9 protein-coding genes and 1 pseudogene are annotated in these 17269 nt (G+C 34.9%); 1 reads left to right on the forward strand and 9 read right to left on the reverse strand.

Translation table 11 applies throughout. The features are described from left to right. Window positions 1–54: 54 nt before the first annotated feature. The gene (locus MKY02_RS17605) at window positions 55–1500 is read right to left on the reverse strand and encodes an ATP-binding protein (RefSeq protein ID WP_340711573.1); all 1446 of its coding nucleotides are present in this window, start codon (window positions 1498–1500) and stop codon (window positions 55–57) included. A gap of 278 nt (window positions 1501–1778) precedes the next feature. Between MKY02_RS17605 and MKY02_RS17610 the strand changes: the two genes are divergently transcribed. Further along, window positions 1779–3527 (forward strand): B12-binding domain-containing radical SAM protein, encoded by a 1749-nt coding sequence (locus MKY02_RS17610; RefSeq protein WP_038183498.1) that lies wholly within the window; start codon window positions 1779–1781, stop codon window positions 3525–3527. 137 nt (window positions 3528–3664) lie between these two features. On the opposite strand, the gene MKY02_RS17615 is transcribed toward MKY02_RS17610, so the two are convergent. The 8 genes and pseudogenes from MKY02_RS17615 to MKY02_RS17650 form a co-directional block, all read right to left on the reverse strand. Continuing rightward, window positions 3665–5014: a TrkH family potassium uptake protein gene (locus MKY02_RS17615; protein WP_038183497.1), complete on the reverse strand. Its 1350-nt coding sequence runs from the start codon at window positions 5012–5014 to the stop codon at window positions 3665–3667. A gap of 179 nt (window positions 5015–5193) precedes the next feature. Further along, a complete protein-coding gene (locus tag MKY02_RS17620; protein ID WP_038183494.1) occupies window positions 5194–5958 on the reverse strand; it encodes a TerC family protein in 765 nt (254 codons plus the stop codon). Between the two features lie 277 nt (window positions 5959–6235). Continuing rightward, complete coding sequence (locus MKY02_RS17625) at window positions 6236–7321, reverse strand: SDR family oxidoreductase (RefSeq protein ID WP_340711574.1); 1086 nt, start codon at window positions 7319–7321, stop codon at window positions 6236–6238. Between the two features lie 19 nt (window positions 7322–7340). Then, window positions 7341–10409 (reverse strand): efflux RND transporter permease subunit, encoded by a 3069-nt coding sequence (locus MKY02_RS17630; RefSeq protein WP_340711575.1) that lies wholly within the window; start codon window positions 10407–10409, stop codon window positions 7341–7343. 271 nt (window positions 10410–10680) lie between these two features. After that, complete coding sequence (locus MKY02_RS17635) at window positions 10681–12255, reverse strand: peptide chain release factor 3 (protein ID WP_038183472.1); 1575 nt, start codon at window positions 12253–12255, stop codon at window positions 10681–10683. Between the two features lie 1182 nt (window positions 12256–13437). Beyond that, a pseudogene (locus MKY02_RS22080) lies at window positions 13438–14379 on the reverse strand (glucosaminidase domain-containing protein); the annotation flags it as partial. A gap of 246 nt (window positions 14380–14625) precedes the next feature. After that, window positions 14626–16104 carry a UDP-N-acetylmuramoyl-L-alanyl-D-glutamate--2,6-diaminopimelate ligase gene (locus MKY02_RS17645; protein ID WP_038183469.1) on the reverse strand — a complete coding sequence of 493 codons (1479 nt, stop codon included), beginning with the start codon at window positions 16102–16104 and terminating at the stop codon, window positions 14626–14628. Next, window positions 16104–17171, reverse strand: a complete 1068-nt coding sequence (locus tag MKY02_RS17650; protein WP_038183467.1) for a M42 family metallopeptidase — start codon at window positions 17169–17171, stop codon at window positions 16104–16106. Before MKY02_RS17650 ends, MKY02_RS17645 begins: the two co-directional genes overlap by 1 nt. Window positions 17172–17269 lie beyond the last annotated feature (98 nt).

Below are 17269 nucleotides of genomic sequence, written 5' to 3' on the forward strand. Positions count from 1 at the left end.
TATCGATAATGTTGAAGCTTTGTCAAAATAGACTAATGAAAAACCCATACACCTTTAGCTTGTGTATAGGCTTTCTACTTTTGGTTCATACTGAGGAATTGAAGGGTCTACTCCTAAAGGTAATGTAATTTCAAAGCTTGTCCCTTTTCGTAATTCACTAAACACTTCAATATTACCACCGTGCTCTTCAATTGTTTTCAACACAAATGGCAGGCCTAGACCTGTCCCACTTCTTTTCGTAGAATAAAATGGCATGAAAATCTTTTGCATTTCCAAGTCGCTCATACCTGAACCACAGTCTTTAATCGTCAGCTTCATTTGTCCCATAAAGTCAAAAGTTTGAGTAATCGTTATATCGCCACCATCTGGCATTACTTCTATAGCATTTTTAATAAGATTTATAAGTACTTGTTTGATTTTAAAATCATCCGCATATATATATCCCGGCTCAAAATCTGGTTTATTATATACAATATTAACGTTTTTCATTAAAGCATTTGGTAACATTAACTCAAGAACTTTAGTTACAATTCCACTTAAAGATAGCATACTCTTTGTCCATTCTTTCGGTTTAGACAATACTAAAAACTCATTGAGAATCGCTTCCATTCTCTCAAGTTCACTATCAATAACTGATAAATAGCGTCGATTTTCTTCAGTCGCACTTATTTTCAATAATTCAGTAAAACCTTTTAAAGATGTCATCGGATTCCGTATTTCATGTGCGATACTTGCAGCAAGCTCCCCTAGAATGTTTAGGGAATCTTGATGTTCTACTTGTTGTTTTAAATGCATCATTTCTGTATCATCACGAATAATGGTCATGTGAAGTTCTGATGTAGTATCGTAGGTGCTCACAATATTAAGATACCTAGTATATTCATTTGCAAACTGAATATTAAAAGTATGTTCTGCTTTACCTGTCGTCAATAACTTCTTAAAGAAATGTTGAATTTCATTTGTTTTCCCATGGAATATCTCCATTAAAGCAGTTGTTTTATTGCCTAGAAGTGCCTTCCTTGACACTTGTAATAATTCTTCAGCCTGATTGTTAACTTCAACAATAGTACCATTTTTATCAGTTAATATAATGCCATTTGTAGAATAATTAAACACATGATTAAATTTCTTCTCACTATCATTTAATAGACTAAAAGTCGGCAATTCTACAGTAGATCGCTCAAATCGCACCATCATGACATTAAATTTAATATAATGGAAGCCTGTAATTTTAACTCCTTCAATTATATTTTGATTTATATTTAAATTAAGTACGCATGCTGCATGCTTTTCATTGATTAAATCATGAATAAAATGTTGCCAATCTGCTTTAAAAGACTCTTCTACAATAGTTTCTAAATCTATGCTCAGGTCAATTGCTAACATTTCCTTTGCAGGATTATTAATTCTAATCAATTTGCAATTAGTATCTAAAATTGTAAGCGGGTCTTTTATTTCCTTAAATAAATAGTCAAACGTTGGATTAGTACTACTCGTCATACGCTGTTTCACCGTACCTTTCGTTTACTTCTATAACCCTATGCATCCTATTAGAATAGTATGCAGATATAATCGAAAATAAAAAGGTCACAATAGAGACACAAACGTTTTTATATAATATTCAGATTATTCCACAAAAAATAATATATAGGAATAGGTATTTATACTTATATTGCGGAAATTTCACAATATTGTTACAATCAATAACAGTTACACATATGTTACTTTCTCATTAATAACAGCCTACAATAAGCCGTTTTCCAAAGGAGTTCACTAATATGAACATAGTACTAGCAACATTAAATGCAAAATATATCCATACAAATATTGCATTGCGCTATTTAAAATCATTTGCTACACCCGAATTCGACCCAATTATCTCTGAATACACTATTAAAGACCCTTCTTTTAATATTGTTTCTGATATTTATCAAAAAAAACCTGATATCGTGGGTTTTAGTTGCTACATATGGAATATCGAAGAAACTATTCGCGTCATTAGAATGTTAAAAAAAGTAAGTCCTAATACAAAAATCATTCTTGGTGGTCCTGAAGTATCTTATGATGTGCATGATTGGCTACGTCGACTTAATGACGTGGATTATATCATTATGGGTGAGGGCGAATATTCTTTTAAACAGCTCCTTTTCCACTTAAATGGAGAGCTACCGCTTGAAGAAGTCCCAGGAATTTGTTATTTAAAAGATAGTAAAGTTATCATTCACCCTCAGCCTAAAAAAGTCGATTTACGCGAAATGCCAAGTCCTTATCGCTTAGAAGAGGACATTCCTGATATCCCAAAACGAATTTCATATATTGAAACAAGCCGTGGATGTCCATTTAGCTGTCAATTCTGCCTATCATCCATTGAAGTTGGAGTCCGATACTTTAACCGTGAAAAGATAAAAGAAGATATTCGTTATTTAATGGAACATGGTGCTAAAACGGTTAAATTCGTCGACCGAACATTCAATATTAGCCGTAGCTATGCAATGGAAATGTTCCAATTTTTAATCGATGAGCATAAACCAGGTGTAGTTTTTCAATTTGAAATTACAGCTGACATTATGCGACCTGAAGTCATTCAATTTTTGAATGATAACGCACCTAAGGGGTTATTCCGCTTTGAGATAGGTGTCCAATCAACAAATGACTTAACGAATGAACTTGTTAAACGAAGACAAAATTTCGAAAAACTATCTCGTACAGTTACTATGGTTAAAGATGGTGGAAAGATTGATCAGCATTTGGACTTAATAGCTGGGTTACCTGAAGAAGATTATGCTAGTTTCCGTCAAACTTTTAATGATGTATTTGCAATGCGTCCCGAAGAGTTACAACTAGGTTTCTTAAAACTACTACGAGGTACAGGTTTACGATTGCAAGCGAAGGAATATGGTTATGAATATGTCGATATGGCACCTTATGAAATTTTCGCTAACAACTTATTAACATTTGATGATATTTTGCGTATTAAACAAGCAGAAGATGTATTAGAAAAATATTGGAATGATCATCGCATGGATCGTACCGTAGAATATCTAGTAACAGAAGTATTTGAATCGCCATTTGACTTCTTCCAAGAATTCGGTACATATTGGGAAGAACGTGCATGGTCTAGAATAGGTCATCAGCTTGAAGATTTATTTAACCGTTTACTTCAATTTTTACATGACCGTGGTGGCGTAAATTTAGAATTAGTAACAAACTTAATGCAACTTGATTACTTAACAGTCCAACAGTTCCAACCTCGTAAAATTTGGTGGGATAAACGCGTTTCAAGTGAAGAATCCAAAAAGCTTCTCCAACAGTTGCGTGAAAACCCTACAATCGCTGGCGAAGAATTTGCTTCATTCCAATTAAATGAAAAGGAATTATATAAACATACTTTACTCGTTCCTTTCTCGCTTGATTATGAAGCATTAGAAAAAGGGCAGCTTGCAGCACAAAGTGGATATTTATTAACCTATTTCAGAAAAGATAATAAACCTTACTTCACAACTATTTCAGATACTTTCATTTCTTAATAACAAAGCAGAGCAAATACCATTTAAATTGGCTTTGCTCTGCTTTGTTTGTCTTTCGATAAAAATGTTAACTTTATCAATCAGAAAAATCGTCTGCGTTTTAACTTAATGTTAGAGCGTAGACGACTTTCAGCTAATTATCCAATAATTACTCGTTCTTTTGGATAATGGTATTTCGTTTTCTTCGCCTTTCCTCCAAGAGAATATAAGAAGGATATAAGGCCAACTCGACCAATGAACATGAGTAACATCATGATTACTTTTCCAATTGATGATAAATGTTCTGTCAATCCAAGTGACATGCCACAAGTTCCGAATGCGGACGTAATTTCGAATACAATTTGAGTTAAGGTAGCTTCTGGCTCCGTGATTAATAAGATCATCGTTGCAACAAGTACCATTGCTACAGCTAAAATGATAACAACATATGAGCGGTACACATCAACAATATGGATTTCACGATTAAAAATCTGGATATCTTCCTTACCTCTTGCAAAATTAATTAAAAATAAAATTGCTATCGCAAATGTAGTTGTCCGTATCCCACCACCAACTGAACTTGGTGAAGCTCCAATGAACATTAAGAAGCTTAAAAAAACATCTGTCGCTTCACTGAATTTCGTGACGTCTATTGTCGTTAATCCACCTGAACGGGCTGAAATAGAATGGAACATCGCTGAGAAAAATGCTTCATGCCAGCTCATCCCTTTAAACGCATGAAACGACTCAATAACAAGTATTACGAAAGTACCGAATATAAATAAGATTGCATAAGTAACTGTCGTTATTTTAGTAAATAATGAGAAACGGAAATTTCTATTTTTATTTTCTAAAAACGCTTTAAGTTCAATCAATACAGGGAAACCAATTGCCCCTAAAGTAATTAATAACATATTAATTACTTGTACAAAATAATCACCGTGGAAAGGTACTAATGACATACCAGTTAAATCAAAACCACCATTTGTCGTTGCAGAAATAGCCCCGAAAACACCATGTAATAATGCTTCTTTGAAATTGTCGAAATATTGCACGAAATAAAGCGTTAATATGGTAGCACCTATCAGTTCAATCGTTATTAATATTTTCACGATTTCTTTTATTAAATACACGACACCTGATATTTTCGTTTGGTTATGATCGACCATTATTAGTTGACGTTCACGCATCCCAATCTTCTTCCCGACAAGTAACCAAATAAAGGTACCTAAAGACATAATCCCAATTGCACCTAATTGTAAAATAAGCAGTAACATAACAATACCAAAAACTGAATACGTTTCAGATATATTCGTTACTGTCAAACCGGTTACACTAACTGCACTAACTGCAGTAAATAACGAATCAAGTAACGAAACTTCTACACCTGGTTTATGTACACCCGGTAACCTTAAAAGTACAAAAGAAATAGCAATGGCTATAAAATAATATGAAACAATCGCTTGGAATGGTGTTGCACGCCGATTGATATCTTTAGTAAACCCCATATAAATCGAATCCTTTCAATCTTGAAAACAAGATACTCCCTATTGTATGAAAAAGTAAGAGAAAAGGAAAGTACCTAAAAATATTCTCTCTATAACTTTTCTATCTTCTCTATTCTGCCCTTTTTATCCAAAGAAAAAACCCTATTACCATAATATTGGCGAATAGGGTTACGGCTAAATTATTCTGTTGCATCTGCCTTTTTCTTATTGCGGACACCTACAAGGTAGCCACCTAATGCTAGTACAAGAAGTACAATCCAGAATGTCATTTTCCAAGGAGTTGAATGAGGGAAATGCTCATCTAAAATCGCTACTTTTGGATGTGCTAATGTTAATACTAATAATTTCACTCCGACCCATCCAACGATTAAAAACGCCGCTGTTTCTAAAGATGGATAAGATTGGAGTATCTTAACAAACCATTGTGCTGCAAAACGCATAATAACTAAGCCAATAATACCACCTAAGAACATTACAGCGAACTGACCACCATTAATACCACCAACGTGTAATTCACCTAGTTCAGGTAGTGTTACAGCTAAAGCTACTGCGGCAAGCATTGAATCAATAGCAAAAGCTAAATCTGCTAACTCTACTTTAAATACTGTCATCCAGAAGCCAGAACCTGGTTTTTCTTCGACCTCTTCATCCTGACTCTTTTTCTTCCAATGATCATATAAATGTTTGAAACAGATAAATAGTAAATACGCTGCTCCCAACGCCTGAATTTGCCAAAAGTTCACTAGGAATGTAATCATAAATAGCGCAGCAAATCGTAATACAAACGCACCAAGTAAGCCGTAAAATAACGCTTTTTTCTGTTGAACAGGTGGTAAGTGTTTGACCATAACAGCCATAACAACCGCATTATCTGCCGCTAATAAACCTTCTAATACTATTAGGACTAATAGTACCCATGCATATTCCAATAATATAGCATCCATCCAATTTCCTCCTTTTTCAAACAAAAATAAAAGACCCATGCCTAATAAAAGGCAAAGGTCTCGCTTAGCAATTTTAAAAATTCATTTGCTCTCATAACCGATGGCGGTTAAACCATGTAATGACGACTATGAGGTAGGTTTCCCTATAGCTACTCCCCTTTGACAAAATGTCAAAAGTAATTAAGTTTGTTTGTGACTCTATTATAACTGATTGAATTAAAGAAGTAAACTTTTTTTCGGCAAAAACTACTTTTTTACATTGAGATAGTTATTAGCTTTACTTAATTTGAATCTGAAAGACTTTGTTATTTTTATGTTCATTATAGAACTCTACCATCACAGGCATCGATTGAATGAAATCCTTACATTGAACAGCAGTACCCGCTAAAAGTTGCTCAGCTATCCTCGTATCAAATGATGCATTCCACGTTAAATAGTCTAGAGTCTCATACTCAACCCCCAGCGCCTTACGCACGGCTAGTATACTCATTGATTTTCTAGCGAGACTTAATGGAATACGACCTTTTGGCTTCTGACCAGTCATAGTAAGTACCATAGCACGATATATTTCTTGGACAGGATGCGGGTTTGGATCAGTCATATGCACCGTCTGTCCGATAGCTTCGTAAAGAGTACTCAAATAAACAACACCATTCGTTATATAATCTATAGGAACCACATTTAATCTGGCATTCGATTGACCAATATATGGAATAATCGGGAAACACTTTAATCGATCAATCATATTCAGAAAGAAATATGGACCGTCAAATTTAACTGTTTCTCCAGTTTGTGAATGTCCTCTCACGATACCAGGTCGAATAATTGTTACTGGTACAGTTGCCTTTAATTCTTCTACTAAAGTTTCTGCTTCGAATTTCGTTTCTTCATAGTAATTTTTAAAGCTAGTTGGGCGAATTAATTCTGTTTCTCTTAAAATTCCTTCACGGGTCCCCGCAACATATGCCGTACTAAAATACATATAACGTTGTATATTTTTAATTCGACTAACAAATTCATTTACCATTGAAGTGCCTTGAACATTTACTTTCCAAGCAACTTCTTTTGGTACCGCTAAATCATAAATAGCAGCTAAATGCCAAACGACATCCACCTTATTCGTTAATTCTTCCAGTTGATCATTGTTAATATCTAAATTTGGTAATGTAATGTCACCTATTATAATAGTTATTTGTTTATCCGGATACTCTTTTAATATGCACTCCGCTTCAGCTTCAGCACGGTGCTTCTCCGTTATTAATACCACCGCATACACTTTATCGTACAATTCTTGTTTAAAGGCTGTACGAACAATTTGACTAGCAATAAAACCAGGAAATCCTGTAAAAAAACCTGTAGCCATCCCATCCACCCCTTAATTATTATGCTTTTCTCTTTTTATGCAAAAAACGTGTTTCACGATCAAATAAACTGTAAACAATCGGGACAATATAAAGAGTTAAAAATGTAGAACTTACTAATCCACCGATTACGGCAATCCCCATTGGTTGATTCATTTCAGTTCCTTCACCTAAACCGATGGCTAAAGGTATTAATCCTAGAACAGTCGTTGAAGCAGTCATTAATATTGGTCTTAAACGATCTCTAGTAGAAGTAATAATGGCTTCATAAGATGGTACTCCAGCAGCTTTTCGCTGATTAATATAATCCACAAGTACAATACCATTATTCACTACAATTCCTACTAAAATAAGAATACCAATAATGGCAGTTACCCCGATCGGTGTATTCGTTAACACTAATGCAAGTGCCACACCAATAATCATTAATGGTACGGTGAACATAATGACAAAAGGATACTTAAACGATTCAAACTGAGCCGCCATTACGATGTAGACAAGTATCACTGCTAATACAATTGCTAACAGCATATCGTTAATTGATTCATCAAACAATTCACGATCTCCACTAAATTTAATCGATGTACTACCTGGAAGATTGAGCTCTTCAATTACTTTATCAATTTTTTCTCCTGCTCCAGTTAATGTTTGTGTTGACTTATACTTTAAAATAAATGCAACGGATGGCAGTTGGTCCGTACGTCTGATGGATACTGGCCCTTTTTTTACTTTCACTTCTGCTACATCCTGTAATTCAACAAAGTCGCCTGTAGCACTTCGCAATTGCAACTTTTTTAATTGCTCTATACTTTTTTTATATGCATCACCGTAGTTCACAACAACCGATTGTACATTATCTTCTTTTGTCAAAATTTGAGTTGCTGTGACGCCTTTTGTCATTTGTTGTACGGTTTGTGCAATTTGGGCGGGCACAAAACCTAATTGTGCGGCCTTCTGTTGTTTCACATTTACTTGTATTTCTTCAACTGTATTATTAAGATCATTTTCAACTTCGGTAATATCTGATATTCCCTCTATTTTCTTCTGAATATCCACCACTGCCTGATTAAGGCGCTTATGATTTGTGTCAGATACTCTAAATGTTAATGTATTAGGAGCAGAGCCAGATGCCGATTGCATATTAAAACTAACATCTGCCCTATTTCCTACTTCCTGTTGCACATCTTTTTGTAGATCATCTACAAATTCAAATACAGAGCGCTTCCGTTTATCAAGTGTTACTAATTTAACAGAAAGTTCCGCTTCATTCGATTTAGAATTCCCCCTCGATTGTGTTTGTTGATTCCCTCCGATGAGGCTAACGTAAACTGCAACGTCTTTTTCTTTTTTCAATCGCTCCTCTATTAATTGAACTACTTCTTCAGTTTTCGAAAGCGCGGAGCCATTTTGAAGTTTCACAGAAATTGAAAAGAACCCTTCATCAGTCGATGGCAAAAACTCCATGCCAGTACGGGTTAATCCAAAAATCGAAAGTACAAGTAAAAATAGAGTTACAGCAAGCACTAAGAATCTATGTCTTATCGCCCACTCAACAGAATTTTTAAATGCAGTATATCGTTTGGAATTGCTGCGCTTTTCTTCCGTATCTCCTGGCTTTATCTTCAACATATGGCCAGCGATCATCGGCACAACTGTGAGTGCAACGACTAAAGACGCAAATAAACTGAAAGAAATAGTCAAAGCAAATTCAGTGAAAATCTGACCAATTAATCCTGTTATAAAAATAACTGGTACAAACACGGCTACTGTCGTTAGGGTAGATGCAATAATTGCTATAGCTACTTCTTTCGTTCCTTCAGAAGCTGCTTGCTTTGATGATTTCCCCATCCCTAGATGGCGCTCAATATTCTCAATTACGACAATCGCGTTATCAACAAGCATGCCTATCCCTAAAGCAAGTGCTCCAAGTGTTAATATATTTAACGAAAAGTTGGCGAAATACATAAGAACGAATGTCACAATGACAGAATACGGAATTGCAACAGCTATGATAATAGGGCTACGAATGCCTCTTAAAAAGACAAATAGAACTAACATAGCAAAAATCCCACCATAAATGAGCGATGAACCAATATTATCAATTGCTAACTTTACATAATCCCCCTGATCAAATAAAATATCAGCCTTAACTCCTTCATACTGCTTTTGGGTTAATAAAGTATTTAATGAAGTTTGGAAATTCTGTGAAACTTCCGCTGTATTAGCTCCCGATTCTTGTAAGACAGACATTAAGACAGCTGGATGCTCATTTGCCCTAGTAATCGTTGCAGTTGGTTGCTCAGCCACTTTTACACTTGCAATGTCTTGTAATTTTATTTCATCACCATTTAAAGGGTCCGTTTTTACAATAAGTGTTTTTATATCGTTTACTGAACTTAAAGTACTTAATACCCTCACTGTCAGTTGCTGTCCTTGACCCGTTTCAATCGGATCTCCAGGTAGTGAAACATTGTTACCTTGAATTATTTGTACAATATCTGCCTGGGTTAAACCATTGTTTGCAAGCCTGTCCTTATCTAATGTTATACGCATTTCTTCAATAAGAGTCCCTGAAATATTCACACTTGCAACGCCTTCAGTTCGTAGTATTTCTTTCTCTAGTTTTTCTGCTAAAATGCGGATATCTTGATTGTCACCAGTTGCTTGCAATGTCAGTTGAATAACTGGAAATTGAGCTGGATCAAACTTTAAAAATTGCGGACGATTAGCTTCAGACGGGATAGGCGTTTGATCTATACGCTGTAACACATCCGTTTGTATTTTATTAATATCTGTCGACCAATTGAATTCAAGCATCATAAAATTTGCACCCTCTTGAGAAGTCGATTGGATCGATTTAATTCCAGGCAGGGTTGATAATGTACTTTCTAAAGGTTTTGTTACCTTTTCATTTACTTCAGCTGGACTAGCTCCTGAATAATTTGTAACGACAACACCAATTGGCGGATTTAACTCAGGAATTAGAGTAACTGGGATTTTGAAAAAAGACACTGCGCCTAGAATAATCACGAGCAACATCGTAACTATCGTAAAAACTGGCCTCTTGATGGAAAAATCACTAATCTTCATTACGCTCCCTCCTTTTTACTCATTCTTTTAATCATATTGAATTATTACTTTAACTACAATTCTTTTCTGAAAATAATGATTTTTCTAAACTTTCATTAGCCTTGTATCATACATACTATTGACATGTTTAGTGTGAGTTAAATCTAATTGTGAAACTTTTAAAATTTATAGCGAAATAGACTATGAAGAAAAATCTATTTCATCATTACTATTTCTCAAACAAAACATAAAAAAAGCCGTCCTATCTAAGTAGGACGACTGCATGTAAAAATTATAATAAGCTATAAAGATCAATATTTTCGTTTTTATCTTGGAACCAGCGCATTGCGAATTCATTTTCGAATAGGAAGACAAGATTTTCATAACGATCGTGTACGAGCATGCTACGAGGACCTGTCATAGATTCTTTAACGTCAGCTTCATTTTGAATCCAGCGTGCTATTTTCGAGCCCATTGGTTCCATTCGAACATCTACGTTATATTCTGCTTTCATACGGTGTTCGAATACTTCAAATTGGAGTTGACCAACTGCTCCAAGTATTACTTCTTCTGTATGCAAAGTTTTGTAGTATTGGATAGCACCTTCTTGTACTAGTTGCAAGATACCCTTATGGAAGTGTTTTGATTTCATAACATTTTTCGCCGTTACTTTCATAAACAATTCAGGTGTAAATTGTGGTAGTCTTTCGAATTGGAATGTTTTTTTACCGCCAACAACGGTATCACCAATTTGATAGTTACCTGTATCATAAAGACCAATAATATCTCCAGCCACAGCTTTATCAACTGTTTCACGATCATCAGCTAAGAACTGAGTCGATTGTGTTACTTTAAATGATTTATTTGTACGTGATAAAGTCATGTTCATCCCACGTTCAAATTCTCCCGATACAATACGTACAAAGGCGATACGGTCACGGTGAGCAGGGTTCATATTTGCTTGAATTTTAAATACAAAACCTGAGAAATCTTTGTCTAAAGGATCGATGATTTGCTCATCTTCTGTTAGACGAGGTTGTGGTGTTGGAGCAAAATTCAAATATGTTTCTAAGAATGTTTGTACACCGAAGTTTGTTAAAGCTGAACCAAAGAATACAGGTGTTAACTCTCCTCTTGTTACACGTTCTGCTGAGAAGTCATTACCAGCTTCATTTAGAAGCATTATGTCTTCCATTGCCTGTGTGTAGTAAGATGTTTTCTTCATTTCATGTTCAACAGCTAACTCACCATCTTCATCAATTGGTAAGAATCGCTCATCTTCTTCTGTGCGGAATTGCTCAATTCGTTTGTTGTAGCGATCATAAATTCCTAAAAACTCTTTACCCATACCAATTGGCCAGTTCATAGCATAAGACTCAATACCAAGAACTTCTTCAAGTTCTTCCATCAATTCAAGTGGTTCTTTACCTTGGCGATCTAATTTATTGATAAATGTGAAGATAGGAATACCGCGCATACGACAAACTTTGAATAGTTTTAACGTTTGTGCCTCAATACCTTTTGCTGCATCCACAACCATTACAGCGCTATCTACTGCCATTAACGTACGGTACGTATCTTCCGAGAAATCCGAGTGCCCTGGTGTATCCAATATGTTGACACGGCGACCATCATAATCAAATTGCATAACTGAAGATGTTACTGAAATTCCACGTTGCTTTTCAATTTCCATCCAGTCAGAAGTTGCAAATTTACCTGTTTTTTTCGCTTTAACTGTACCTGCATCGCGAATTGCACCACCGAAGTACAAAAGCTTTTCTGTTATCGTTGTTTTACCAGCATCCGGGTGAGAGATGATGGCAAACGTACGACGAGATAATATATCTTGTTCAAGATTAGAACTCATTTTCCAGTCTCCTTCTATCCATTATGTTTCATCTTAAAACTAAAAATGTTAAGCCATACTGAACCGAATACAGTTGTCAATATAAGTTTTTCATTGACAAACTCTATTCGGTGAGCGTGACGTACAATTTATTTTTTTCTATTATTGTAGTCCATTCTCCATGCGCTTATCCTGTTATACATTCTTAACCCTACTATTATAACAAAAAAGAGCATACATAGTTAGCATGCTCTTATCTAGATTGTGTTATTTTTTGACGATTAGTGATTGTCCTACATAAATCAAATCCGATTTTAAATAGTTCCAGTTTTTTAAACTTGCTACTGATACACCGTATACTTTTCCAATTACAGATAATGAATCACCATATTGAACTATATATTTAGAGACTTTATTAGTAGACTGTGTATTTTCTTTTTCCTTTGTTACTTTTTGTTTAATAATTAGTTTTTGCCCGATTAATATTGTGTCAGATTTTAAATTATTCCAATTTTTTATATCCGAGATAGATACATTGTATACTTTGCTAATGGCAGATAAAGTATTACCCTTTTGCACTGTATAATACATGTTAGTGGAGGTCGCTTTGTTATTTGTTGACGTATTGTCACTATTAGTTGATTTGTCATTAGTAGCATTCGCCTTTTTGCTAACGATTATTTTCTGTCCTATATAAATCGTGTCGGATTTTAAATTATTCCAACTTTTCAACTTTGCTACTGTTGTATTGTATTTGATCGCGATGGCAGATAAAGTATTGCCTTTTTGTATTGTATAATATTTTGTTGTAGCTAGTTGATTACTTGAGTTTGTATTTCCCCCTTGAATTACATTTTCAACTTTTCCACTTTTGTTTACTATTAACTTTTGTCCTATATAAATTGTATCGGATTTTAAATTATTCCAACTTTTCAATTTCGCTACTGTTGTATTGTATTTGATCGCGATGGCAGATAAGGTATTACCTTTTTGTACTGTGTAATATTTATTTGTTGTTGTAGATTGATTATTTGAGTTTGTATTCTCTCCTAAACCTGCATTTTCTAATGTTTCACCTTTGCCAATTTTTAATTTTTGTCCTACATAAATCATATCGGATTTTAAATTATTCCACTTTTTTAGGTTTGCTACTGTTGTACTATATTTTTTTGCTATAGCAGATAGCGTGTTGCCTTTTTGTACTGTATAAAAGACCTCGTTTCCTAGTGAGCTATTAGAATCATTGTTATCTATTGGTTCATCTTTTGAAGAATCTTCTACAGATGTCGTAGTATCATAAGCTGTTAAATTATATGTTGAAATTAAGTTATTTAGTTTACTAGCATAAAGCGTGTCAGTAGCATATGTACCTGTTAAAGCACGAGTCGCATCTTGATAAGAATTCGTATTACTTTTCCATACTTTCATGTAACGAAAAGCATCCCAGGATACGCCGTTTCTAATTAAATTAACATAATCTTGCAACGACTGGGTGTGAGATGGATATTTTTTAAAGTTAGCCGAAATTTGATAGTAATTTCCTTTTCCATCATCTTCTAACGTTAGCATCTCTACAAAAGCTCCCTGATAATTACCTTTCATGCCAAATAAATTATAATTTGGCGCTGCACCTAAAGCACTTGTCCCATATGAGCTCTCAAGAACAGCTTGTGCAAGCATAACTGAAGCATATAAGTCATTTGTCTTTGCTAAAGTCCGAGCTATCGGTGCAATCGTTTGTATAAATGTCGATATATTACCACTACTATATGGTACAACTGTTTTTACAACAGTTTGTGGTGGTAAGATTCCTTCTACTTCATTTGTAACAGCATTTTGGTTTGTATTATTTGGTTCAGCATGTACTTTGTCAATTGTTTTATCTAAGGTATTTGATGTATCCACATCTTGTTCAGTTATGCCTATATCTTCTGAACTTTCAATTACAGGCGCTTCAGGTTCTTCAATAACAGGAGCTAATGGCTGATCATTTTTTGTAATTTTTTCGACTTCGGTATTTGTTTGCACTATTAGTCCTTTATCAGCATTTAAATCTGCCTTTGCAACTCCAGGCAAGGCTGATGTTCCAATCACTGCAGTCATTCCGACTACTAATAAACTTTTTGTTTTAATTTTTGTATCCATAATCAACGGTGCTATAAGATATTATCTTTTATACACCTTTCTCTCCCCCATCCCATCAATAATCATTTATACCCAAAATAAAATAAAAACATAAACCTTTTATATCCAACACCTACTATATTAATCGTTATAAAAAACTAGTTAACAACATATCATTATACCTACTTTTTGTTACGAGAAGATTAAAAAAACACTACAAATGTAATAAATAAATACATTTGTAGTGTTTTTATATTATAGTAAGCATTATTTAGTTGATGACTGGAATTTTTCACGCGCTGCTTCAAGCGCAATCTCTGCGTCACTATGGGGATATTTTGTATTCTCAATAATCTGATAATCTTCGTGACCTTTACCAGCGAAAATAATTATATCCCCTGCTTCAGCCACTTCTACAGCTTTTCTCACCGCTTCTGCACGATCACCGATACAAGCGTAGTGATTGTGTGCCATACCTTTTTCAAGGTCCGCTAAAATACTGTCATATTCTTCATATCGTGGATCATCTGTCGTTAAAATCACATAATCCGAAAGTGAAGCCATTTTCGCCATATCAGGTCGTTTAGATTTATCACGATTACCACCTGTACCAATGACAAAAATCATTTTATTTTTTTTATAAGGCATTGCTGCACTAATTGCTTTTTCAATAGCATCTGGAGTATGTGCGTAATCGACGAAAATTGAGATAGGTAAATCACCTGTTGGGATTCCTTGCATACGACCTTTTACAGATTCGATTGCTTCAACTTGTTCAATTATATCTTCAAGGACATAACCTCTAGCATATAAAGCGGCAGTAGCTGCTAGCACATTATAAATATTGAATTCTCCAAGTAAATGCATTTTAATAGGGAAAGTTCCTTCTGGGGTTTCCATATCAAAATAAGTCATGTGATTATGATATTGACAGTTAGCAGCTTTAAAAATGGCGTCATTTTTTATACCGTAAGTCCATATTGGATATGGTGTTAATTCTTGATATCTTTCTGACCATGGATCATCAGCATTTAAGACAGCATCCTTATCTTTTTCAAGGTCTTGTCCAAGTTGGGAGAAAAGCATACCTTTCGCATTTCCGTAGTTCTCCATCGTACCGTGGAAATCTAGGTGATCATGCGTTAGATTTGTGAAAATAGCGACATCAAAATCGACACCTGCTAAACGTCCCTCTACTAGTCCGTGTGAAGAAACTTCCATAATCATGCCTCGACAACCTTCAGCTGCTGCACGGAAAATCATTTGCTGTGTACTAAGGGCGTCACTTGTAGTGTTTGCAGATTCATACATGACACCATTCAGATTAAATCCGATTGTACCAGATAAAGCTGTTTTAATACCTAACCCATGAAGAATATCTCGAATTATAGATGTAACACTCGTTTTGCCATTTGTTCCCGTTACCCCAAACATTGTCATGTCTTTAGATGGATAATCGAAGAACTTCGCTGCAAGTAAACCCAGTGCACGACTAGTATTATTTACGATTACTTGTGCTACATCACCTTCAAGCTCTAACTTGTGGTCTGCCACAATAATAATAGCACCATTTTCAACAGCTTTTTGTGCATAGTCATGACCATCTACTGTGTAACCTTTAATGCAGACGAACACACTTTTCGGTTGTACACCACGAGAATCAATCGCAATATCTTTAATATTCTCTGGTAGTTGACCTATTACTTTTTTTATTGGTAAACATTGTAGTAATTCGGTGGCTTGCATTATTCTGCCTCCTGTTCATCAATCATTGGAGATTTGATGTATGCTAATAATAAATTTGTTGTATGTCTAAGTGAATCGATATGTGTACGTTCATAAGCATGAGACGCTTCAATTCCAGGTCCAAATAATGCATGTCGCACATCAGCACCTGCTCTAATCGCAGCTGAAGCATCTGAACCGTAGTATGGATAAATATCTAATTTATAATCTATGTGATTGTCTTTAGCAAGTGCTACAAGCTGTCTAGTTAATGCGTAATGATATGGACCACTTGAATCTTTTGCACAGATAGAAACAGTATATTCATCAGATGCTTGTCCATCACCGATAGCTCCCATATCTACAGCAATATATTCAACCGTTTGAAGAGGAATGTTAGAGTTTCCTCCATAACCTATTTCTTCATTATTAGAAATATAGAAATGCGTTGTATATGGTAATTCAATTTTTTCTGTAGTTATTTTTTCTAGTAATTTTAATAATAAAGTTGTGCTCGCTTTGTCATCTAAATGACGTGATTTTATAAACCCACTCTCAGTAAATTCAAAACGTGGATCAAAAGATACGAAATCCCCTACTTCAATGCCTTTAGTGCGAATCTCGCTAGAACTAAATACTTTTTCATCGAGGCGAACTTCGATGTGCTCTTCATTACGAGGTAGTTTCCCTGCTTCACGATAAACATGTACTGTCGTTTCATGCATTAGAATCGTACCTCTTATTTTATCACCTTTAGCTGTATGAATTGTACAATATTCACCTTCTACAGCATTCCAGTTGAATCCTCCTACCATAGACAATTTCAAACGTCCATTTTCTTTCACTTCTTTTACCATAGCACCTAAAGTATCTGTGTGAGCTGTTAAGAGGCGATGTCTAGAATCATCTTTACCTAATATAGTTGCAATTATTGCACCTTTATTTGTTTTTTTATAAGATATACCCAGCTTTTCTAGTAGGCTAGACATATATTTCATAATGTCCTCTGTAAAGCCAGATGGACTAGCAATATTCACTAATTCCTTCAGTAATTCAACCGTTTCTCGTTCTTTAAAATCGCTTGTCAAATTGAAAGCCTCCCTTATTCTTTTCATCATATCAAAATATGACATTTTACGACAACGTTAAATCATGTATGATGGTATTATAACCAAATTCGAGGTGT

The sequence above is a fragment of the Viridibacillus sp. FSL R5-0888 genome (genome assembly GCF_038009105.1).
GTDB classification, from domain to species: Bacteria; Bacillota; Bacilli; order Bacillales_A; family Planococcaceae; genus Viridibacillus; species Viridibacillus arenosi.